The organism is Caldovatus sediminis (genome assembly GCF_014644455.1).
Taxonomy (GTDB): domain Bacteria; phylum Pseudomonadota; class Alphaproteobacteria; order Acetobacterales; family Acetobacteraceae; genus Caldovatus; species Caldovatus sediminis.
Genome location: NZ_BMKS01000006.1, coordinates 173,555 through 193,699, shown reverse-complemented (window position 1 = coordinate 193,699; position 20,145 = coordinate 173,555). Strand labels below are relative to the sequence as shown.

The following is a 20,145-nucleotide window of genomic DNA, read 5'->3' as shown; positions in this document are numbered from 1 at the left end:
CGCTACTGGGCCCGGAGCCCGAGGCTCGCGATCACCGGCTGCCACTTCGCGCGGTCCCTGCGCATCAGCGCGGCGAGGTCCTCGGGCGTGCCGCCGAGCGGCTCGGCGCCGCCGTTCACCACGAAGGCGCGCAGCTCCGGATCGGCCAGCGCCGCGTTGGAGGCCTCGTTCAGCGCCCGCACGATCCCGGCCGGCGTGCCCTTCGGGGCGTAGAAGGCGTTCCAGGCGGTGGCCTCCACGTCCACGCCCTGCTCGCCGAAGGTCGGCACCTGCGGCACGGATTCCGAGCGCCTGCCGAGCGAGACGCCGAGCGGCCGCACCTGATTGCCGCGGATCGCGCCGAGGGAGGCGGCGATCGTGTCCATCACCGCCAGCACGTCCCCGCGCAGCGCGCCGGTCAGCGCCTGGCCGCTGCCGTTGTAGGGCACCTGCTGGAGCTGGACGCCGGCGGCCTGGCGCAGCATCTCCGTCACCACCCGCGCCGTGGTGCTCGGCACGCCGACCGAGACCTCGCCCGGCCGGGCGCGCGCGGCGGAGAGCAGATCGGCGAGCGACCCCACCGGCGAGTCCTGCCTGGTGTAGAGCACCATGCCGAGGCTGAGGATGGCGGCGATCGGCGCGAAGTCGTTCACCGGATCGAAGCCGAGCGAGGGGAACATGAACTCGTTCGCCGCGTGGGTGGCGTTGGTGCCCCAGAGCAGGGTGTGGCCGTCGGGCTCCGCCCGCGCGACCAGCGCGGAGCCGATGTTGCCGCCGGCGCCGGCGCGGTTCTCCACCACGAAGGGCTGGTTGAAGCGGCGCTGGTAGAACTCGGCGAAGCGGCGGCCGAAGATGTCGGTGCCCTGGCCCGCGGGATAGGGCACGACGATGCGCACCGGGCGCGTCGGCCAGGACTGCGCCGGGGCGGGCCTGGCCAGCGCCGCCGCCGCGCCGGCGAGCGGCAGCGCGAGGATGCTTCTGCGCTTCATGGGACGGTCCTCCTTTATCCTTGTCGTCGCTGCTAGCCGGCGCGCGAGGGCAGCGCGACGAGGCCGGTGCCGACGGCGGAAAGCTCGCCGTCCTGGTTGCGCGCCTCCTGCGCGATCTCGACCAGGTGGCGGCCGTTCTCGACGCGCTTGCCCGTCACCCTGCCGTCTATGAACAGCAGGTCGCCCTCCGGGTTGTGGCGGCGCAGCCTGCAGGTCGCGCGCACCAGGAAGCCGGTGTCGCCCATCCAGTCGGTGAGCTGGTGGGTCAGCCAGGAGCAGCGCTCCGGCCCGTAGTCGTAGGCCCCGGGGGCGCCGACGAGATGCGCCATCTCCGGCTCCCAGTGCACGCGCTCCGGGCAGTCGGGGATGCCGAAGCGGTTCGGGATGCCGAGGCCGGGATGGGCCTGGATCTGCTTCCAGGCGAGGCGGTTGGCGCGGATGTAGAGCCCGCCCCAGCCCTGCGCGAAGGCGATGAAGCCGGTCACCGTCATCGGCCCCTTCGGCATGGTGGGCAGCGCATCCCCGACCTGCACGTCCTCGAAGTAGCGCGGCGTCGCGCCGCGCGGGCGCTCCTCCGCGTAGAGGCGCCAGACGCGGGCCAGCTCCTCCTCGGTGTAGCGGCGCGGCGGCTTGCGCCTCAGCTCGCGGTACTTGGTGCCCTCCTCCCGCGCGGCGTCGCGGTCGGTGCGGAAGCACCAGCTGTCGGCCTCGGCGACGAGGTCGCCGCCGTCGCCGAAGAAGCGCACGTGGTAGACCTGCTGGATGGAGCGGCCGGCGAAGCTCGTCCGGTGCTCGACCAGCTCCTTCAGCCAGGCCTCGGTGGTGATCGTCTCGTTGCGCCGGACCCAGCGGTGCCAGGTCCAGTCGGCGCCGGCCCACATGGCGTGCACGCCCGGCAGGCCGCCGACGTAGCCGGAGACGATGCGGCTGGTGGCGAACAGGAAGCTCGGCAGCGCGACGATGCCGCCCAAGGCGCTCCGCGCCGCGTAGTCGGGGTCGCACCAGAGCGGGTTGTCGTCGCCGATGCCGTGGGCGTAGTGGCGGATGTTGTCGCGCGTCGCCTCGTGGCACCAGGGCTCGATCGAGTTCTCGATGCGCCTGCCGATGCGCGCGCGCAGCGCGTCGAGCGCCTCGTCGGTGATGCGCGGGAACAGGCGGGTGCCGGGTGCGGCGGCGCTGGCGGCGGCGGACATCGGCGGTCGGTCCTCGTGGCTCGGTTCAGGCGGTCGCGGCCGCTGCGGCGGCGGCCTCGGCCTCGCGCAGCGCCTTGCGGTTGATCTTGCCCGCCGGGGTCTTCGGCAGCTCCGCCACGAAGGCGACCTGGCGGGGATACTCGTGCCGGCTGAGGCGCTCGCGGGTGAAGTCCTGCAGCGCGCGGGCGAATTCCTCGTCGCCGGCGCGGCCGCGGCTGACGACGAAGGCCTTGACCACCTGCCCGCGCACCGGATCGGGCACGCCGATCGCGGCGGCCTCCTTCACGTCGGGGTGCTTCAGCAGCACGTCCTCGATCTCGACCGGGCTCATCGTCCAGCCGGCGGAGATGATCACGTCGTCCGCGCGCCCCGCGTGCCAGAAGTGGCCGTCCTCGTCCACACGCCCGAGATCCTTGGTGGGCACCCAGGCGCCGCGACGCAGCACCTTGATCTCGCCGACCTCGCCGGGCGCGCAGGGCATGCCGTCGGGGCGCTGCACCTCCACCCGGAGGCCCGGCACCGGCTTGCCGAGCGAGCCCGGCTTCACGGCGAAGTCGGTCGCCCCCGGGTAGTTCACCAGGATCACCCCGACCTCGGTCGTGCCGTACATGCTGCAGGCGGGGACGCCGAAGGTCGCCTCGACGAAGCGCGCGGTCTCGCCGTCCATCGGCTCGCCGGTGAAGGAGAGCTTGCGGATCGCGAAGCGGAACTCGCCGGCGCGGCCGCAGGTGCGCATCATCCGGTAGTGCGTCGCGGCGGCGGAGAGGTTGGTGACGCCGTAGTCCTGCAGCGCCCGCATCAGCCGCACCGGATCGAACTTCCCGGCGCAGGTCCCGGTCGTCACACCGAGCGCGAGCGGCGCCAGGGTGCCGTGCGCGAGCCCGTGCCCCCAGGCCGGCGAGGAGGGGCAGAAGAACACGTCGCCGGGCCGGACGCCGGTGCCGTAGAGCGCCGCGGCCATCAGCACGACGATGGCGCGGTGGGTGTGCCTCACCGCCTCCGGCAGCTCGCGCGTCGTGCCCGAGGTGTACTGGAACAGCGCCATGTCCTCGGGGCGCGTGTCGGCGCGCCAGGTCGCGGGGAAGCGCTCCAGCGCGGCCATCAGCGCCGCGTCGGCGACGACCGTCTCGAGGCCCGGCATGCCGCCCGCCAGCTCCGCCGCCTTCTCCGCGCCGGCGAGCAGCAGCCTCGGCGCGCAGTCGGCGACGCGCAGGCGCACGCCCTCGGGGCCGAACAGGGTGAACAGCGGCACCGCGACGGCGCCGCGCTTCATCGCGCCGAACAGCGCGGCGTAGAAGGGGAGCGACGGCTCCAGCATCACCGCCACGCGGTCGCCGCGCGCGACGCCGCGCGCCGCGAGCCAGTGGGCGAAGCGCGAGGAGGCCTCGGCGACGGCGCGGAAGGTGAGGGCCTCGTCGCGGCCGTCGGCGTGGGCGATGCGAATTGCGATGCGGTCGCCGTCGCCCGCCGCGTGGCGGTCGACGCACTCATGGGCGATGTTCAGCGAGGCGCGGTCGCCGTCGAAGAACTCCCACAGCCGCTCCGGGGAGAAATTCGCCTGCGCGAAGGCGTAGTCGCTGCTGTCGGTGAGCTTCGCCATCGGACCTCGACGCGGTGCGGCTGCCCTCGGGCGATCCTAAGGATGGCCGAGATGTTGTCAAATGCATCGTTTTGTTGTATATAGACAACATGAGCGCGAGAGACCGCAGCGACCCCGCACCGCATGCCGCACGCCGGACGGAGGCGCCGCCGGCGCGCGCCGCGGCGGCGGCCGCGCGGCCTTCCACGGCCGCCGCGATCCGCGCCGTGCCGGCCGTAACGCGCGCGGTCGCGATCCTCCGGCTGCTGTCGCGCAGCGGCACGCCGCTCGGCGTTCACGCCGTCGCGCGCGCCCTCGGGCTGGTGCCCAGCACCTGCCTGCACATCCTGCGGGCGCTCGCCGCGGAGGAACTCGTCTCCTTCGACCCGGAGACGAAGCGCTACCGGCTCGCCAGCGGGGTCGTCTCGCTCGCCCGCGGGATGCTGCGGCACGACGGCTTCGCGAACCTCGCCCAGCCGATCCTCGACGCGATCGCCTCCCGGCACGGGGTCACCGCAATCGGCGTCGAGGCGAGCGGTCTCGAGCACATCGTGGTGGTCGCCCTGGCGCGGCCGGGCCAGGCGCTCCGCCTGCAGGTGGACGTGGGCAGCCGCTACCCGGCGCTGATCAGCGCCACCGGCCGCTGCATCGCCGCCTTCGGCGGCCATCCCTGGCCGGAGATCGAGCGGCGCTTCCGTGCGCTGCGCTGGGACGATCCGCCGAGCCCGGCGCAATGGCGCGCCGACGTCGAGGCCGCGCGGGCCGCGGGCTACGCCGTGGACGAGGGCCGCTACATCGCGGGCGTGACGGTGATCGCAGCACCGGTCGCGCTGCGCGGCCCGGTCTCGCACGCGCTGGTCGTCGTCGGCGTGAGCGAGCAGCTGCGCCGGATCGGCTACGCCAGGCTCGGCGAAGAGCTCAAGGCGCTGGCGGGCGACCTTTCGCGCCGGCTGCGCGGCGCATGACGCGGGCCGGCGCCGCGGCGCGGGGCGGCCGCTCCCGGGTGGGCCCCGGCCAGGCCGCCGATGGCGCGGCGACGGTGTCGCCGCGCACGCGATGCCTGCATGATGCGCGCCTCGGCCCGCGCACGGGCCGCCCGTGCGCCGACGCTTTCGCACCGCTCGAGAGGACCCGATGGATCGCCGCATTGACCAGACGAAGGCGCGCGCCGCCTTCGAGCGCGCCGCCGCCGGCACGCGCGAGACCTTCGGCGACTTCTTCCTCGCCCGGCTCCTCGGCCTGGAGGTCACCTACCCCGGCGAGGCCTGCGAGGTCGCCTTCGACGCCGCGGACTTCCTGTTCAACCCCCAGGGCACGCTGCACGGCGGCGTCCTCGCCACGGCGCTCGACATCGCCATGGGGCACCTGCTCAACCGCCAGGCCGGCGGGCCGGGCACGACGCTGGAGATGAAGGTCCAGTACCTGGCGCCGGTCCGCGGCGGCCGCGTGGTCTGCCGCGGCGAGGCATTGCGCCGCGGCGGCACCTGGTTCCTGCGGGCGGAGGCGCGCGACGCCGAGGGCACGCTGGTCGCCTTCGCGACCTCCACCTGGAAGCTCCTGAGGGCGCCGGCGGCTTCGGGCAGCGCCGCCGTCCGGTAGGAGGGGCTCGGCTCCGTCGCCGCGACACGGGCCGCGATCGGCTTCCGGGCGATCGCCGGGAACCGGGCGGGATCCGGCCCGGCCGGCCCGCCGTGCCCCGGCGATCCGGCGCCCCGGCGGGGGCGCGGCGCCGCCCGCGGCCGACGCCGCCGCCCGCCGCGCTTGCAAGGCGCGCCGGCGGCGCGGAAGATCGCGTGCCCGCCATCGGAGGAAAGGGACGCGGCGCATGAAACGGGCGGAGTTCCTCAGGGCGCTCGGCGCCACGACCCTTGCCGCCGCGGTAGGCGCGCGCCCCCTGGTGGCGCGGGCGCAGGCCGATGCCGCCGGCGGCACGCTGCGGGCCGGGATCAAGCTCAGCCCGACCTCCATGGACCCGCACTTCCGGCTGGCCGGCGAGCAGAACCTGCTGCGCGCGCTGCACGCCCGGCTCGTCGGCATGTCGCCCGAGGGCAAGGCCGAGCCCGGCGTCGCCGAGAGCTGGCGGCCGATCGGCGACGGGCGCGTCTGGGAATTCCGGCTGCGCCCCGGCGCGCGGTTCAGCGACGGCAGCCCGCTCACCGCCGAGGACGTGGCCTTCAGCCTGCGGCGCGTGCCGCGGATCGAGGGCTCGGCCGGCGCCTACCACATCTTCGTCCGCGCCATCACCCGCGTCGAGGTGAAGGACGCCGGGACGCTCCACCTGCACACCGCCGAGCCCTATCCGTTCATGGCCGAGGACATGGCCGAGATCGCGGTCATCTCCAGGGCGCTGGGCGAGGAGCTGAGGACCGCCGACTTCAACGCGGGCCGCGTCCGGATCTTCTCCGGCCCCTATACGCTGAGCGACTACCGCTTCGGCGAGTTCGTCGCCATGCGGCGCAACCCGCACTGGTTCGGGCCGGCGCCCGCCTTCGAGGAGGCGCAGTTCCGGGTGATCCCCTCCGACGCCAGCCGGGTGGCCGCGCTGCTCGCCGGCGACGTGCAGGCGATCGACGAGGTGACGGTGCAGGACATCGCGCGGCTGCGGCGCGACGAGGCGCTGACCGTCACGCAGACTGCCGGCATGCGCGTGATGTACGTGGCGATGGACATGGACCGCGACGTCACGCCGCACATCCGCGACGCCAACGGCCAGCCGATGACGCGCAATCCGCTCAAGGACGTGCGGGTGCGGCAGGCGCTCTCCTACGCCATCAACCGCGCCGCGATCGTCGACCGGGTGATGGAGGGCGCCGCGACGGTGGCCTCCAACCTGCTGCCGCCCGGCACGCCCGGCACCTCGGCCGCGCTCGGCGTCGCGCCCTACGACCCGGAGCGGGCCCGCCGCCTGCTGGCCGAGGCCGGCTACCCGAACGGCTTCCGGGCGACGCTGCACGCCACCAACGACCGCTACCCGAACGACGAGAAGGTGGCGCAGGCGATCGCGCAGTTCTGGACGCGGGTCGGCGTCCGGACGGAGGTCGTGACCCTGCCCAACGCCGCCTACTTCCCGCAGGCGGCGCGCCAGGCCTTCAGCCTGATGGCGGCGCAGTACGGCGCCGACAACGTCAGCTACGCCTATCGGGCGCTGGTGCACACCTACGACCGCGACCGCGGGCTCGGCACCGCCAACCGCACGCGCCACTCCAGCCCGCGCGCCGACGCGCTGGTCGCCGAGGCGCTGACCACGATGGACGACGCCAGGCGGAACGCGCTGCTGGCCCGCGCCGCCGAGATCGCGATCGGCGAGGACGCGATCATCCACATGATCTACCATCCCGCCTACGTCTATGCGGCGCGCCGGCCGCTCTCGGTGACCCCCTACTACAACGGCGCCTTCCTGCCCCACGCGGTCCGGCGCGGATAGGAACGGCGGCCGGGCCCGGGCGACCCGGCCGTGGTGATGGCGCGCCCGCGCGAGGCGAGGGGCGCCGGTCGGCGTCGCTCTGCCCCGCCGCGCCTGAACGATGCGCCAGCCGCGGGTCGCCCCGAGCGCGTCGCCCCGGGCCGCATGGCGGCGCGACACGCCGGCGCTCCTGGTCCGCCGAGGCGTTCCGCCGCCCCTTCGCACGGCACGGCGTCGGCGCCACGGGGCCGCCAGGTCGTGCCCGCGCGACGGTCGCCAGGGTTGCGAGCCGTGACGGGCGTCGGACCGAAGCGGCGGCTGCCGCCCTCCGGACAGCGGTTCGGAGGCCCCGACCGGGGAACGGGAACCTCCGCGCGGCACCGGCCGCGCCCGGGTCGCGCGATCGTGCGCTACTGCCCTTCCGACCGCCCCCCGGTCACCTGCGTCCTCGCAGCAGGCGGCCCGGCGGGGTGGCGGAGCGCATGGGGTGAGAGCCGGCGGCCGGCTCTCGCGCCGTTGTGTCCGACCGGTTGGTGATCCTTCGGGCGCCAGACCGTTTAATAATAACTAATCGAATATTGCCCTTAATATTCAATCTATCAATGTAACCGCCCTTCCTGCCACGACAGGACCAAGGGGGCGGCCAGGAAGAGGACAGGCATGGCCATCCTCATCGGGACCACCGCGGCGGACAGCCTCACCGGCACCATGGGACCGGACCTGATCAAGGGCCTCGCAGGCGACGATGTCCTGATCGGCCGCGGCGGACCGGACACGGTCTGGGGCGGCGAGGGCGGCAACCTCCTCGTCGGCGGCGCCGGCGACGACGTGCTCTACGGCGGCTTCCCGACCTCGCCCTTCATGCCCTTCGGCAATCTCGGCGACACCCTCCGCGCCGGCGCCGGCGACGACCGCGCCGATGGCGGCGCCGGCAACGACCTGATCTTCGGCGGGGTCGGGAACGACACGCTGCTCGGTGCGATCGGCGGCGACACCGTGCACGGCGGCGCCGGCGACGACTACCTCATCGGCGGGGTGAACGACATCCGGTTCTCCGGCGTGAGCGACGACGACCTGCTGACCAGCGGCGCCGGGAACGACATTATCCTCGGCAACCGGGGCGACGACACGATCCGCGGCGGTCCGGGGGACGACTCGATCGAGGGCGGCCTCGGCGACGACCTGCTCGACGGCGGCGCGGGCTCGGACCTGCTCGCCGGCGGCGAAGGCGCCGACACCTTCCTCTTCCGGACCTGGCAGCGCGGCGAGAACGTCATCGCCGATTTCGAGGTGGGGGTGGATCGCGTCGTCCTGCTCGGCCCGACCGCCGGCGAGGCGTGGGTGATGGCCGACGAGCTCGACGGCGTGGCCGGAACGCGGCTGGGCTGGAGCGGGGGCCCAGGGCAGGTGTTCCTCGCCGGCGTCGCGGACGCGACGCTGGAGCAGCTGCTCGGCTGACGGCGCCCGGGCGCCGGGCGGCGGGGGCGCGCGTCGCGGCCGCCGCGGCCCGCTTCCGCCGTGCGGAAGCCCGCCGGCGACGGCCGCCGTCGCGCGACTCAGTACATGTGCTGCCCGCCGTTGATGGATAGCGTTGATCCGGTGATGAAGTCGGCCTCGTCGGCGGTCAGGAACACCACGCCGCGGGCGATGTCCTCCGCCCGCCCGAGCCGGCCGACGGGGATGCGCGCGATGATCTTCTGCAGCACGTCCTCCGGCACGGCGCGCACCATCTCCGTGTCCACGTACCCCGGCGCGATGGTGTTCACCGTGACGTTGGACCGCGCCCCCTCCTGCGCGAGCGACTTGGTGAAGCCGAGGATGCCCGATTTCGCCGCGGCGTAGTTGACCTGGCCGAACTGGCCCGCCTGGCCGTTGATCGAGCTGACGTTGACGATGCGCCCGAACCTGCGCGCCGTCATGCCCTCCCACACCAGCTTGCACATGTTGAAGCAGGAGCCGAGATCGGTGTCGATCACCTCGTCCCACATCTCGCGCGTCATGCGCTTCATCGTGGCGTCGCGGGTGATGCCGGCGTTGTTCACCAGGATCTCGATCGGGCCGACCTCGACCTCGATCCGCCGCACCGCCGCCTCGCACTCGGCGAAGTCGGCGACGTCGAACTTGTAGCAGGGGATGCCGGTGCGCGCGGTGAAGGCCTGCGCGGCGGCGTCGTTCCCGGCATAGCTGGCGACCACCTTCCGCCCGGCGGCCTTCAGCGCCTCGCTGATCGCCGCGCCGATGCCGCGCTGACCGCCGGTGACGAGTGCGACGCGTGCCATGATCGGTCTCCCTCCCTGTCCCTGTCGGGGCACCAGCAAACCCCCGGTCGGGGTCGCGCGACAAGCCGGTTCCTCCGCAAGCGCGGGCCGTGCTGCCGCGCACATTCGGTGGAGCCCTTGCGGTGGATCAAAGCCCGCGCCCCGCCCCGCGCGTTATCCGACCGCTGTCCAGTTCGGGCCGCCGCGGCGGTCCGGAGGGTATCCTGGACGTTTCCTCCCCCAACTCGCGGCGCGCCAGCCATGGCGCGCCGCCCTCTTCTCCCGTCCCCGACCGCTCCCCGGCCATTCGCCGTTGGCCCCCCGGCCGCGCGCGCGCTATGCAGACGGCAACGCAATCCGGGAGACGCGCCGTCATGCCGCCCATCACGCGCCGCCACGCGATCCTCTCCGCCAGCGCCGTCGGCGCCGCGCTCGCCGCGCCGGCCATCGCGCAGGGCACCGACTGGCCCAACCGCCCGGTGCGCGCCATCGTACCCTGGCCGCCGGGCGGTTCGACCGACATCCTGGTGCGCATCTACTGCGAGCGCCTGCAGTCCATGCTCGGCCAGACCTTCGTGGTCGAGAACCGCCCCGGCGCCGGCGGCAACATCGGCATCGAGGCCACCGCCAAGGCGGCGCCGGACGGCTACACCCTCGGCATCGCCGCCGTCGCGCACCTCGTCATCAACCGCTACCTCTACTCCCGCCTGCCCTACGACCCGGAGCGCGACTTCGCCCCCGTCGCCCTCGCCTGGGAACTGCCCAACGTCGCCGTCGTGCCGAGCGCGCACAACCCCTCGCGCACCCTCGCCGAGTTCATCGCCTGGGCGAAGGCGAAGCGCGGCGGGATCACCTACGCCTCGCCGGGCATCGGCACCACGCCACACCTCTCCGGCGCCCTGCTCGCCGCCCGCGCCGGCTACGAGGCGATCCACGTGCCCTTCCGCGGCGCGGCGCAGGCGATCCCGGTGATGCTGAAGGGCGAAGTGGACTTCGCCCTCGACAACCTCGCGAGCTACATGGCGGTCATCCGCGACGGGCAGATGCGCGCGCTCGCCGTCACCTCGGCCGTGCGCTTCCCGATGCTGCCCGACGTGCCGACCATGGTCGAGGCCGGGGTCCCGGATTTCGTCGTCACCTCCTGGCAGGGCTTCGTCTTCCCGGCGGGCACGCCGCGCCCGATCGTGGACAAGCTGAACGCGGCGCTGAAGACGCTCGCCGAGGATCCGGCGATGCAGCGCCGCTTCCTCGACACCGGGGCACAGATCGCCTGGTCCACGCCGGAGGCGGTGACGGAGCGCGCCGAGCGCGAGCGCCCGATGTGGCAGGAGGCGGTCCGCATCTCCGGCGCGCGCGCCGACTGAGGCAGGCCGACGGCACCGCGCGGGACGGACCGGCCGCCCGCGCGGCCGGAACGGCGCTTCGGCCGCGGCGGAAGCCTCCGCCGCGCGCGCCCCGCAGACTGCGACGCGCATGCCCCCGCCGATCCCCGACCTCGCCGACGCGGCCCTCGTCTGGGCGGTCTTCCTGCTCGCAGGCGCGATCAAGGGCATCACCGGGTTCGGCCTGCCCACCATCGCCCTCGGCGTCCTCGCCCTGACGCGCAGCCTGCCGGACGCGATGGCCCTGGTCCTGCTCCCGGCCTTCGCGACCAATGTCTGGCAGGCCCTCGCCGGCGGGGCGCTGTGGCCGACGCTCCGGCGCCTCTGGTCCTTCGCGCTCGCCGCCGCGGTCGGCACCTGGTTCGGCGTCGGCGTGCTCGCCCGGTCCGACGCGGCGCTGCTCTCCGGACTGCTCGGCCTGCTGCTCGTCGGCGCGTCCTGCCTTGCCCTGCTCGGCCCCCAGTGGCGCCCGCCCGCGCCGCGCCGGGAGCGCTGGCTGCACCCCGTGATGGGCGGCGCCTCCGGTCTCCTCGCCGGGCTCACCGGAAGCTTCCTGATGCCGGCGGCGCCCTGGCTCGCGGCGCTGCGCCTGCCGCCCGCCCAGTTCGTGCAGGGCTTCGGCCTCGGCGTGGTGGCCGTGACGCTGCCGCTCGGGGCAGGGCTGGCGCGCCACGGGATGCTCGCGCTCGAGAGCGGGCTCACCGCGCTCGCCGGGCTGGCGCCGGCCTTTCTCGGCATGGCGGCGGGCCAGCGGCTGCGCACCCGCCTGCCCGAGCTCTGGTTCCGTCGCGCGGTGCAGGGGGCGCTGCTCGCGCTCGGCCTCTACCTCGCCGCCCGCGCTTTCGCGCCGTGACGCCCCCGCCGGGCGCGCGCAGACGCGGCGCGGCGGCGGCCCAGCGCACCTCCTCGCCCGGCGCGGCCGCCGCCGCCCGTCATCCCGCCGTCACGCGCCGCGCCTCTCGACCTCCTCGGGCGTCATGCGGACGAGCGCGTCGTAGTCCTTCATCAGCGTCTCGGTGATCCGGCCCGGCGTGAAGGTCAGGTCGCCGATCTGGCGCACCGGCGTCACCTCGGCGGCGGTGCCGGCGAGGAAGACCTCGCTCGCCTTCCCCATCTCCTCCGGCGCGATGGTGCGCTCGACCACCGCGATCTGCCGTGCGCGCGCGAGCCCCATCACCGTCCGCCGCGTGATGCCGTCGAGGAAGCAGACCGGGGTCGGCGTGTGCAGCGCGCCGTCGATCGCGAAGAAGATGTTGGCGCCGGTGGATTCCGCCACGTCGCCCTTCCAGTCGAGCATCAGCGCGTCGTCGCAGCCCTGGTCCATGGCGGCGTGCTTCGACAGCGTGCCGATCATGTAGAGGCCGGCGGCCTTGCTCGCCGTCGGCGCGGTGCGCGGGTCGGGGCGCCGCCATTCCGCGATCGCCAGCCGCACCCCCTTCATCCGCTGCTCGACCCCGAAATAGGCGCCCCACTCCCACGCCGCGACCGCCATGTGGATCTTGGTGGCCTTGGCGGCGACCCCCATCTCCTCCGGGCCGCGCCAGGCGATCGGGCGGACATAGGCGTCGGTCAGGCCGTTCCTCGCCAGGGTCTCCTTGCAGGCGGCGTCGATCTGCTCGGCCGTCCACGGGATCTCGAAGCCGAGCAGCCGGCCGGAGTTGATCAGCCGCTCGGTGTGGGCGCGGAGCTTGAAGATGTGGCCCGAATAGGCCCGTTCGCCCTCGAACACGGCGCTGGCATAATGCAGCCCATGGCTCAGCACGTGCAGCTTGGCGTCGCGCCAGGGAACCATCCGGCCGTCCCACCAGATCCAGCCGTCGCGATCGTCGTAGGGAACCAGGGCCATGGTGGCGGTCCTCCAAAGATGCGTCCTGAACGGCGCAATTTCGTTGCTCGCAGCCGGGTCATGTTAGGATCGGCCCTCGAGATGTGTCAATAATGCTGACCAAAACCGGGAGCGCGGCACCCATGCCGGCCAAGAGGGGCGACAGCGTGGCAGCGGGGCCCGCCGGCACCGAGGGCGGCGGAACGCCGGGCGGGGCGGCGGCGGGCGGCACCGCCGCGCGCCCCGCGGCGCCGCTCGCCGCCGGGCGCCAGCTCCTGTTCCTGCGCGAGGAGGAGCTCCGCCTCGCCCAGGACCTGCTCTATTTCGGCTACCGTGAGTTCACTGCCGGCGCCGACGCCCTCCTCGCCGAACTCGACATGGGCCGCGCGCACCACCGCGTGCTGCATTTCGTCGGCCGGCGCCCCGGGATCACCGTGGGCGAACTGCTGGCGATCCTCGGCATCACCAAGCAGTCGCTCGGGCGGGTGCTGACGCCGCTGGTCGAGCAGGGCTACGTGACCCAGTCGCCCGGCCAGAGCGACCGGCGCCAGCGCCTGCTGACCCTGACGGAGAAGGGCGCGGCGCTCGAGCGCCGCCTGTTCGAGCGGCAGCGCGAGACCATCATGCGCGCCTACCGCGAGGCCGGCCCCGCCGCCGTCGAGGGCTTCCGCCGCGTGATGCGCGGCCTGATGGGCGCGGAGGCGCGCGCCCAGCTCGACCGGCTCGAGGCACCGAACGCCGCCGGGCCGACGCGCCGATGAACCTTCCCGCCGCCGTTCCTACCACCGCCGACCCTGGCGAGGCTCCCCACCTCCTGGTGGTGGACGACGACGCGCGGCTGCGGGCGCTGCTGCAGCGCTTCCTCGCCGAACAGGGCTTCCGCGTCACCGCCGCGGCCGACGCCGCCGCGGCGCGCGCCGCGCTCGCCTCCTTCGCCTTCGACCTGATCGTGCTGGACGTGATGATGCCGGGCGAGTCCGGCCTCGCCCTGACCGAGTCGCTGCGCCGCGCGGGCCACGACGTCCCGATCCTGATGCTCACCGCGCGCGGCGAGCCGGACGACCGCATCGCCGGCTTCGAGCACGGCGTGGACGACTACCTGCCCAAGCCCTTCGACCCGCGGGAGCTGGCGCTGCGCATCCGCACTATCCTGCGGCGCGCCGCGCCGCCGGCCGCCGCCACGCCGGCGGCGCCGATCCAGCTCGGCCTCCTCTGGTTCGACCCCGAGCGGGCGGAGCTGCGCGGCCCGGACGGCCCGGTGCGCCTCACCGGCGGCGAGGCGGCGCTGCTCGCCGCCCTGGCGCGCCGCGCCGGCGAGGTGCTGGCGCGCGAGGAGATCGCCGCCGCCCTCGGCACCCCCGAGGCCGGCGAGCGCGCGATCGACGTGCAGGTGACCCGCCTGCGCCGCAAGATCGAGCCGGACCCGCGCGAGCCCCGCTTCCTCCAGACCATCCGCCACCGCGGCTACGTGCTGCGGCCGGGGCCGTGATGCGCGCGGCCGCCGACCGCGGCACGGCCGGCGACCGCGGCGCGACGGCGGGGATCGCCGCCCCGGGCCTCGCCCTCCGCGCCCGCCCGCTGGCGCGGCTGCTGCGCGTGCTGGTGCCGCGTGGCCTGCTCGGGCGGAGCCTGCTGATCATCCTGCTGCCGCTGGTGATCCTCCAGGCGGTGGCGCTGCAGGTCTTCTACGGCAGCCACCTCGACGTGATCTCCCGCCGCCTCGCCGCCGGCGTCGCGGGCGACGTCGGGATCGTCGTGGAGCTGCTGTCGCGCGAGGGGCTCCGCGAGGAACGCGCGTGGATCTTCCGCCAGGCGGCGTGGCGCCTCGACCTCACCCTGGCCTTCGAGGACGGGGCGACGCTCGGCCCGCCGGCGCAGCGCGGCGCCTCGCTGCCGCTGCTGCCGCTCGAGGGCGATCTCGACGCCGCGTTGCGCGAGCGCGTGCGCCGCCCCTTCGACACCGACTGGCAGAGCGACCCGCGCAGCGTGATCATCCGGGTGCAGCTCCCGGACGGCGTGCTGCACGTGGAGGCGCCGCGCAAGCGGCTGTTCGCCAGCACGCTCTACCTGTTCGTGATCTGGCTGGTCGGCTCGTCGCTGATCCTGTTCGTCGTCGCCGCACTGTTCATGAAGAACCAGGTGCGCGCCATCCGGCGCCTCGCGATGGCGGCGGAGGCGTTCGGCCTCGGCCGCGACATCGGCCCGATCAAGCCCGAGGGCGCGACCGAGGTGCGCCAGGCCGCCAGCGCCTTCAACGCCATGCAGGCGCGCATCCGCCGCTTCGTCACGCAGCGCACCGAGCTCCTGGCCGGCATCAGCCACGACCTGCGCACGCCGCTCACCCGCATGCGCCTCGCCCTCGCCATGCTGCCGGGCCGCGGCGCGGCAGGAGGCGGCGAGGGGCAGGACGACGTCGCGGCGCTCACCCAGGACGTCGAGGAGATGGAGCGGATGGTCGCCGCCTACCTCGCCTTCGCCCGCGGCGAGGGGACCGAGCAGGTGGTCGAGGCCGACCTGGTGCGCATCGTCGAGGACGTGGCGGCGCGGGCGCGGCGCGACGGCGCCGAGGTCGCGGTGCACGTGCCGCCGGAGCCGCTGGTCATGCCGCTGCGCCAGGACGCGCTGCGCCGCTGCATCGGCAACCTGCTCGACAATGCGCGCAAGCACGCGCGCTGCATCGCGGTCGCGGTTGCGCGCGTGCCGCGGGCCGAGGACGAGGACGGCGACGCCAGGGTGGGCGAGGCCTGGGCGCAGGTCACGGTGGACGACGACGGCCCCGGCATCCCGGCCGAGGCGCGGGAGCAGGCGTTCCGGCCGTTCGCCAGCTTCTCGGCCGGCGGCACCGGGCTCGGCCTCGCCATCGCGCGCGACATCGCACGCGCCCATGGCGGGGACATCGTGCTGGAGCAGAGCCCGCTCGGCGGCCTGCGCGCGCGGGTGCGGCTGCCGGTGTGAGGAGGGGCCGCCGTCAGGCGGCCGCCCGCACTGCCGGCGCGCCGAGGTTGCGCACGCGCACCAGGCTGAACAGCCCGGCGGGCGGGCAGGGCTCGATCGCCTCGACCGGCACCTGCGCCGGATCGAGCAGGTCGGTGAGCTTGAAGTCCGGATGCCAGCCCAGCACGCGGGCGAGCGGCGCCATGCTGCGCTCCATCCACCAGCGCAGGCCGGACTCGACGGCGAAGTGGTTGACGAAGAGCAGGGTGCCTTCCGGCCGCACCACGCGCGCCATCTCGGCGAACAGGCGCTTGGCGTCGGGCACCACGCTCGCGGTGAACATCGCCACCGCCACGTCGAAGGCGCCGTCGCGGAAGGCCATGCGCTCGGCGTCCATCTCGAGCAGGCCGCACACATGGACGAGCCGCTCCCTGGCGACGCGCTCGCGTGCCCGCTCGAGCATCTCGCGCGAGAGGTCGATGCCGACCACCTCGATGTCGCGGCGGTAGTGCGGCAGGGCGAGGCCGGTGCCGACGCCAACCTCGAGCACCCGCAGCCGCCCGCCGGGCATGGCGAGCCGGTTCACGGCCTCCACGGCCCGCCGCCGGCCGGCCGCCGAGACGCCGCCGAAGACGGAATCGTAGATGCCGGCCCAGCGCCGGTAGGCTTCCCGCACCGCCTTGGCATCGAGCGCGGCGCGCGGGTGCCCTCCGTCGGACCGGCGATGCCGCTGCGACTGACTGGCCGCCATGCATTCCCCCGAATGCGCACGCGCTAGACCAACCGGGCTTCCCACGCAAGCGCGGCCCTTCTCCGCTGCGCGGGAGGAACGTTCCGGCCCTCCGCCGGCAGGCCAGCGGAGGACGGACCGGCGCGGCCCCGGCGGGCCTAGGCTGCGTCCTCGCGCCGGTCGCGCGCCCTCACATACGCCACCGCGGCGTGCTCGGCGCAATAGGGCTTGCCCGGCATCGCCTCGCCGCCGCAGAAGCGGAACTCCGGCGTGCCCGGCTCGCCGATCGGCCAGCAGCAACTGCGCGTCGTCCCGCCAAGGCGCGGAAAGCTGCGCACCACGGCCGCCGGCGGCACCGCCGTCGCCACGGCGGTGGCCCGCGCGACCGGAACCGCGGCGCGCCCACGGCCGATCGGGCCCGCTGCGGGCGAGGTCCCGCCGCTCCCCCGCTCCGCGAGGCCCCCTCCCGCCGCCGCCATTCCCGACGCGCCGCCGGGCGCCTGCCGCGGCGCAACCGCCGGCGCGCAGGACGCCGCCGTCCGCGCCGCCGGACCCGGCGCCGCCGCCACCCGCGGCGCGGACGGATCGCGGCGGATCGGACTCGGCCGCGCCGGCAGGTTCAGCCGATGCGCCTTGCCGACGACCGCGTTCTTCGACACCCCCATCCGGCGACCGATCTCGGCCGTGGATAGCCCTTCGGCCCACAGCACCCGCAGCCTGTCAATCGCCTCGACCGACCATTCCATGGCTGGCCTCCCTGACCCCCCGACCACTAGATACGGTAGGGGAACGCACAGGGACTCCACAAGTTCTGGATACCGCGTGACACGCGAAAAGTTGTGGAAAACCCATGATCCGCAATCGGTCGCGCCGCGGCGGCCCGGGCGCCCGCCCCGGGGCGGCCGGGCAGCGGGGGCGGCGGCGCGTCAGAACAGCAGCCCCTTGCGCAGCATGCCGTGCACGCCCTTCTCGCCGTTCACCGTCTGCGTCACCCGGAAGTCCACCGCGAGCGAGCAGAACTGGTAGGCGTCCGCGGCCGAGAGGTTGGTGCGCGCGACGATGAAGGCGATCATCTCGCGCAGCGCCTGCTTCATGGCAAGGTCGAGATCCTCGTTCATCCCCATGCTGACGTAGTGCGTCGGCGTCTCCGCGCGCGGGAAGCGCAGCGCCGGCTCCCGCGGCCCGCCGCCCTTCTCGAGGGTGAGCCGGAAATGGCCGGTCAGGCACATCTCCAGCGCGTTGATGCAGACCTCGCCGTCGCCCTGCACGCCGTGCCCGTCGCCGGCGGAGAACAGCGCCCCCTCGGTCCAGACCGGCAGCCACAGGGTCGTGCCCTCGACGAGCTCCTTGTTGTCGAGGTTGCCGCCGTGCGCGCGCGGCTCCTTGGTGTTGATCTGGCCCCAGTCGCGCGGCGGCGCGACGCCCATCACGCCGAAGAAGGGCGCGAGGTGCAGCTCCGTCCCGCCCTCGCGCGGGCCGAAGGGGAGCCGGCAGACCCGCCGCTCGCGGTCCACCGGGATGTGCAGCACGCGGCGGAAGGGGAAGTCCTCGGGCAGCGTGCCGACGAGCGGGCGGAAGCCGCAGTAGCCCCAGTCGGCGCCGAGCTCGATCTTCTCGATGTCCACGCGCAGCGCGTCGCCCGGCTCGGCGCCCTCGACCGCGACGGGCCCGGTGATGATGTGCGCGCCGAGCCGCGGGCAGGCGGCGTGGATGCGCGGCAGCGCGGGATGCACCGCGAGCATCGCCTCGCGCGGCGGCAGCACCTCCGGCCCGCCGGAGACGCATTCGAGGACGACGAGGTCGCCGGAGGCGACGGTGGCCACCGGCGGGAAGGACGCGTCGAAGGCACCCCAGCGGACGGTCTCGGGCGTGGCCGGGATGGTGTGGGTCTCGGGCATGGGCGAACTCCTGCGGTCAGAGTGCCTCGAAAGGCGGCGCCAGGGGAAGCGAAAGGACGGTGGGCCGGCGCGCCGCGGGTCAGGGCGGGCGCTCAGCGCGCCTCCAGCCGCTCGTTCAGCACCGCCTGATCGGCGGGGCAGATCCGCGCCAGGCGGTCGTACTCCTCCGGCGTGTCGATCGCACGGTGGCCGCGCTCGCGCTCCGCCCGCATGGCGGCGAGCGTCGGCTCGATGGCGCGGCGCAGCCGCTCCTGCAGCGCGGTGACCGCGCCCTCGACGTCCGGGGCGCGCGCCTCCGCGCGCCTCGCCCATTCCTTGGCGACCGCATGCAGCCGCCGCGCCGCGGAGCGCAGCGCGCGCCGGTTCACCGCGACGTGGCGACGCTCATGCGCCAGCACCGCGCGCCACAGGCAGCCGCCCTCCGGGATCTCGCGCGCGAGGCGGATGACGTGCTCGGCATGCACGAGGTGCAGCGTCAGCGTGCCGATCACCGCGCAGACCGGCCCGCCCTCCGGCGCCCGGGCGTAGTGCGCGGTGACCTCGCTCCGCCAGTCCACGCGCGAGGTGGTGAGCGCGAGGTGGTGCAGCCGCGGCGTGCGCGGCTCGCGGCTCTCCCCGTGCAGCTCGTCCACGCCGGCCCCGATGAGCAGCGTAGGCTCCGGATCCTCGAGCACGACGCGCACGCGCGGCGCGCGCGGCGGACAGGCAGGCGCCGGCCGCGGCACGCCGCCGGCCGGGCGCGGCGCAACCTCGGCAGGCGCCGCCGCGCCCGGCTGCGCGCGGGCCGGCGGAACCTCCGCCGCCGGCACCATCGCCGCGGCGACCGCCCCGAGCGCGGCGAGCGCCCGCGCGACACTCCCGCGCATGCCGCTCAGAGCCAGCCCTTGCGCCGGAAGTAGTAGATCGGCACCACCGCCGAGATGACCATCAGCAGCAGCGCCAGCGGATAGCCGATCTCCCACCGCAGCTCCGGCATCACCTGGAAGTTCATCCCGTAGATGCTGGCGATCAGCGTCGGCGGCATGAGCGCGACCGCGGCCACCGTGAAGGTCTTGATGATCTCGTTCTGCTCGACATTGATGATGCCGAGCACCGCGTCGAGCAGGAAGTTCGCCTTGCTGTTCAGGAAGTTCGCGTGCTCGACGAGCGAGCGCACATCGCGCACCAGCGTCTTGATCAGCCCCTGGTTCTCGCGGCGCACCGCCGTCGCCTTCTCCGCGCCCACGAAGGTAAGGATGCGCGAGAGGCCGAGCAGCGTCTCCGAGGCGCGCGTCGTCACCTCGCCCACCTGGCCGAGGGTGATCAGCACCTCCTTGAGGTCGGCGTCCTTGCGCGACGCCTTCACCTGCGCCCGCGCGGTGCCGAAGGCGAGCCTGCTCGCGCGGTCCATGTCGGCGGCGATGCGCTCGAGGATGTCGGCGAGGCGGTCCACCACCTGCTCGAACAGGTGCAGCATCACCGCGTCGGCCGAGGCGAGCAGCCCCGGATGGCGCTGCGCCCGCGCCATGAAGACGGAGAACGCCTTCGGCGTGGCGTGGCGCACCGTGACCAGCGTCTCGGCGGTGAGCACGAAGGTGATGGCGGTCGAGCCGTACTCGCCCGTCTCCATGCCGTGGAGGAAGGGCGCGGTGAGGAACAGCGCCTCGCCCTCCCTGTAGAGGCGCGAGGAGCTCTCGATCTCCTGCATCTCCTCCCGCGTCGGGATCTCGAGCCGCAGCGCCCCCTGCACCGCGCGCTCCTCCTCCGGCGTGGGACCGACGAGGTCCACCCAGACGGGGCGGCAGCCCGAGGCGAGGGCGGCGATGCCTTCCGGCCCCTCGCGCAGCACCGGCCGTCCGTCCTGCACGGTCCAGGTCGTCATCATGCGGCGGACAGGCTCCCTCGACGGGACGGGCGGGCGCTGGGGTCCGGCGGCTTCTAGCCCGGCCCCGTGACGACCGCCACCCCGTCCGCGGCCGCGGCGAAGCGGGCGAGG

The 20,145-nt window shown here is 74.4% G+C and carries 19 protein-coding genes; 9 read left to right on the top strand and 10 right to left on the bottom strand.

Annotated features, from left to right (window positions below; genetic code table 11):
* Window positions 1–2: 2 nt before the first annotated feature.
* Genes IEX99_RS12010 through IEX99_RS12000 form a run of 3 tightly spaced genes read right to left on the bottom strand, consistent with a single transcriptional unit; the run spans window position 3 to window position 3,761 of the window.
* Window positions 3–968, bottom strand: a complete 966-nt coding sequence (locus IEX99_RS12010) for a Bug family tripartite tricarboxylate transporter substrate binding protein (RefSeq protein WP_188900518.1) — start codon at window positions 966–968, stop codon at window positions 3–5.
* A 32-nt stretch (window positions 969–1,000) separates the two neighbouring features.
* The gene (locus IEX99_RS12005; RefSeq protein WP_188900516.1) at window positions 1,001–2,161 is read right to left on the bottom strand and encodes an FAS1-like dehydratase domain-containing protein; all 1,161 of its coding nucleotides are present in this window, start codon (window positions 2,159–2,161) and stop codon (window positions 1,001–1,003) included.
* 25 nt (window positions 2,162–2,186) lie between these two features.
* Window positions 2,187–3,761, bottom strand: a complete 1,575-nt coding sequence (locus IEX99_RS12000) for an acyl-CoA synthetase (RefSeq protein ID WP_188900514.1) — start codon at window positions 3,759–3,761, stop codon at window positions 2,187–2,189.
* Window positions 3,762–3,967: 206 nt separating this feature from the next.
* On the opposite strand from IEX99_RS12000, the gene IEX99_RS11995 reads away from it, so the two are divergent.
* The 4 genes from IEX99_RS11995 (at window position 3,968) to IEX99_RS11980 (ending at window position 8,601) form a co-directional block, all read left to right on the top strand.
* Window positions 3,968–4,705 carry an IclR family transcriptional regulator gene (locus tag IEX99_RS11995; protein WP_229677974.1) on the top strand — a complete coding sequence of 246 codons (738 nt, stop codon included), beginning with the start codon at window positions 3,968–3,970 and terminating at the stop codon, window positions 4,703–4,705.
* Window positions 4,706–4,874: 169 nt separating this feature from the next.
* Complete coding sequence (locus IEX99_RS11990; RefSeq protein ID WP_229677973.1) at window positions 4,875–5,339, top strand: PaaI family thioesterase; 465 nt, start codon at window positions 4,875–4,877, stop codon at window positions 5,337–5,339.
* 226 nt (window positions 5,340–5,565) lie between these two features.
* A complete protein-coding gene (locus tag IEX99_RS11985) occupies window positions 5,566–7,164 on the top strand; it encodes an ABC transporter substrate-binding protein (RefSeq protein ID WP_188900510.1) in 1,599 nt (532 codons plus the stop codon).
* Window positions 7,165–7,803: 639 nt separating this feature from the next.
* Complete coding sequence (locus IEX99_RS11980) at window positions 7,804–8,601, top strand: calcium-binding protein (protein WP_188900509.1); 798 nt, start codon at window positions 7,804–7,806, stop codon at window positions 8,599–8,601.
* A gap of 98 nt (window positions 8,602–8,699) precedes the next feature.
* On the opposite strand, the gene phbB is transcribed toward IEX99_RS11980, so the two are convergent.
* Window positions 8,700–9,422 (bottom strand): acetoacetyl-CoA reductase, encoded by a 723-nt coding sequence (gene phbB / locus IEX99_RS11975; protein WP_188900507.1) that lies wholly within the window; start codon window positions 9,420–9,422, stop codon window positions 8,700–8,702.
* Between the two features lie 353 nt (window positions 9,423–9,775).
* Between phbB and IEX99_RS11970 the strand changes: the two genes are divergently transcribed.
* Window positions 9,776–10,765, top strand: a complete 990-nt coding sequence (locus tag IEX99_RS11970; RefSeq protein WP_188900505.1) for a Bug family tripartite tricarboxylate transporter substrate binding protein — start codon at window positions 9,776–9,778, stop codon at window positions 10,763–10,765.
* Between the two features lie 109 nt (window positions 10,766–10,874).
* On the top strand, window positions 10,875–11,636 hold the full coding sequence (locus tag IEX99_RS11965) for a sulfite exporter TauE/SafE family protein (RefSeq protein ID WP_188900503.1): 762 nt from the start codon (window positions 10,875–10,877) through the stop codon (window positions 11,634–11,636).
* Between the two features lie 90 nt (window positions 11,637–11,726).
* On the opposite strand, the gene IEX99_RS11960 is transcribed toward IEX99_RS11965, so the two are convergent.
* Window positions 11,727–12,629, bottom strand: a complete 903-nt coding sequence (locus IEX99_RS11960; RefSeq protein WP_188900501.1) for a branched-chain amino acid aminotransferase — start codon at window positions 12,627–12,629, stop codon at window positions 11,727–11,729.
* Between the two features lie 122 nt (window positions 12,630–12,751).
* Here IEX99_RS11960 and IEX99_RS11955 point away from each other — a divergent pair, with 122 nt between their 5' ends.
* The 3 genes from IEX99_RS11955 to IEX99_RS11945 are packed head-to-tail and all read left to right on the top strand — an operon-like array spanning window position 12,752 to window position 15,563.
* On the top strand, window positions 12,752–13,369 hold the full coding sequence (locus tag IEX99_RS11955) for a MarR family winged helix-turn-helix transcriptional regulator (RefSeq protein WP_188900499.1): 618 nt from the start codon (window positions 12,752–12,754) through the stop codon (window positions 13,367–13,369).
* Window positions 13,366–14,097 carry a response regulator gene (locus IEX99_RS11950; RefSeq protein ID WP_188900497.1) on the top strand — a complete coding sequence of 244 codons (732 nt, stop codon included), beginning with the start codon at window positions 13,366–13,368 and terminating at the stop codon, window positions 14,095–14,097. Before IEX99_RS11955 ends, IEX99_RS11950 begins: the two co-directional genes overlap by 4 nt.
* Window positions 14,097–15,563, top strand: a complete 1,467-nt coding sequence (locus tag IEX99_RS11945; protein WP_188900495.1) for an ATP-binding protein — start codon at window positions 14,097–14,099, stop codon at window positions 15,561–15,563. Before IEX99_RS11950 ends, IEX99_RS11945 begins: the two co-directional genes overlap by 1 nt.
* A 13-nt stretch (window positions 15,564–15,576) precedes the next feature.
* Here the strand turns inward: IEX99_RS11945 and IEX99_RS11940 are convergent, their stop codons facing one another.
* From IEX99_RS11940 to IEX99_RS11920, 5 genes are all read right to left on the bottom strand, one after another.
* A complete protein-coding gene (locus IEX99_RS11940) occupies window positions 15,577–16,293 on the bottom strand; it encodes a class I SAM-dependent methyltransferase (protein ID WP_188900493.1) in 717 nt (238 codons plus the stop codon).
* A gap of 137 nt (window positions 16,294–16,430) precedes the next feature.
* A complete protein-coding gene (locus IEX99_RS11935; protein ID WP_188900491.1) occupies window positions 16,431–17,018 on the bottom strand; it encodes a GcrA family cell cycle regulator in 588 nt (195 codons plus the stop codon).
* Window positions 17,019–17,198: 180 nt separating this feature from the next.
* Window positions 17,199–18,170, bottom strand: a complete 972-nt coding sequence (locus IEX99_RS11930) for an acetamidase/formamidase family protein (RefSeq protein WP_188900489.1) — start codon at window positions 18,168–18,170, stop codon at window positions 17,199–17,201.
* Window positions 18,171–18,262: 92 nt separating this feature from the next.
* The gene (locus IEX99_RS11925; protein WP_188900487.1) at window positions 18,263–19,036 is read right to left on the bottom strand and encodes a hypothetical protein; all 774 of its coding nucleotides are present in this window, start codon (window positions 19,034–19,036) and stop codon (window positions 18,263–18,265) included.
* A gap of 5 nt (window positions 19,037–19,041) precedes the next feature.
* On the bottom strand, window positions 19,042–20,034 hold the full coding sequence (locus IEX99_RS11920) for a magnesium transporter CorA family protein (protein ID WP_188900485.1): 993 nt from the start codon (window positions 20,032–20,034) through the stop codon (window positions 19,042–19,044).
* Between the last annotated feature and the right edge of the window lie 111 nt (window positions 20,035–20,145).

What these genes read in the sequence shown, in the direction of transcription:
- IEX99_RS12010 (WP_188900518.1), bottom strand. Translation starts at nt 968, where the DNA reads ATGAAGCGCAGAAGCATCCTCGCGCTGCCGCTCGCCGGCGCGGCGGCG.
- IEX99_RS12005 (WP_188900516.1), bottom strand. Translation starts at nt 2,161, where the DNA reads ATGTCCGCCGCCGCCAGCGCCGCCGCACCCGGCACCCGCCTGTTCCCG.
- IEX99_RS12000 (WP_188900514.1), bottom strand. Translation starts at nt 3,761, where the DNA reads ATGGCGAAGCTCACCGACAGCAGCGACTACGCCTTCGCGCAGGCGAAT.
- IEX99_RS11990 (WP_229677973.1), top strand. Translation starts at nt 4,875, where the DNA reads ATGGATCGCCGCATTGACCAGACGAAGGCGCGCGCCGCCTTCGAGCGC.
- IEX99_RS11985 (WP_188900510.1), top strand. Translation starts at nt 5,566, where the DNA reads ATGAAACGGGCGGAGTTCCTCAGGGCGCTCGGCGCCACGACCCTTGCC.
- IEX99_RS11980 (WP_188900509.1), top strand. Translation starts at nt 7,804, where the DNA reads ATGGCCATCCTCATCGGGACCACCGCGGCGGACAGCCTCACCGGCACC.
- phbB (WP_188900507.1), bottom strand. Translation starts at nt 9,422, where the DNA reads ATGGCACGCGTCGCACTCGTCACCGGCGGTCAGCGCGGCATCGGCGCG.
- IEX99_RS11970 (WP_188900505.1), top strand. Translation starts at nt 9,776, where the DNA reads ATGCCGCCCATCACGCGCCGCCACGCGATCCTCTCCGCCAGCGCCGTC.
- IEX99_RS11965 (WP_188900503.1), top strand. Translation starts at nt 10,875, where the DNA reads ATGCCCCCGCCGATCCCCGACCTCGCCGACGCGGCCCTCGTCTGGGCG.
- IEX99_RS11960 (WP_188900501.1), bottom strand. Translation starts at nt 12,629, where the DNA reads ATGGCCCTGGTTCCCTACGACGATCGCGACGGCTGGATCTGGTGGGAC.
- IEX99_RS11955 (WP_188900499.1), top strand. Translation starts at nt 12,752, where the DNA reads ATGCCGGCCAAGAGGGGCGACAGCGTGGCAGCGGGGCCCGCCGGCACC.
- IEX99_RS11950 (WP_188900497.1), top strand. Translation starts at nt 13,366, where the DNA reads ATGAACCTTCCCGCCGCCGTTCCTACCACCGCCGACCCTGGCGAGGCT.
- IEX99_RS11945 (WP_188900495.1), top strand. Translation starts at nt 14,097, where the DNA reads ATGCGCGCGGCCGCCGACCGCGGCACGGCCGGCGACCGCGGCGCGACG.
- IEX99_RS11940 (WP_188900493.1), bottom strand. Translation starts at nt 16,293, where the DNA reads ATGGCGGCCAGTCAGTCGCAGCGGCATCGCCGGTCCGACGGAGGGCAC.
- IEX99_RS11935 (WP_188900491.1), bottom strand. Translation starts at nt 17,018, where the DNA reads ATGGAATGGTCGGTCGAGGCGATTGACAGGCTGCGGGTGCTGTGGGCC.
- IEX99_RS11930 (WP_188900489.1), bottom strand. Translation starts at nt 18,170, where the DNA reads ATGCCCGAGACCCACACCATCCCGGCCACGCCCGAGACCGTCCGCTGG.
- IEX99_RS11925 (WP_188900487.1), bottom strand. Translation starts at nt 19,036, where the DNA reads ATGCGCGGGAGTGTCGCGCGGGCGCTCGCCGCGCTCGGGGCGGTCGCC.
- IEX99_RS11920 (WP_188900485.1), bottom strand. Translation starts at nt 20,034, where the DNA reads ATGATGACGACCTGGACCGTGCAGGACGGACGGCCGGTGCTGCGCGAG.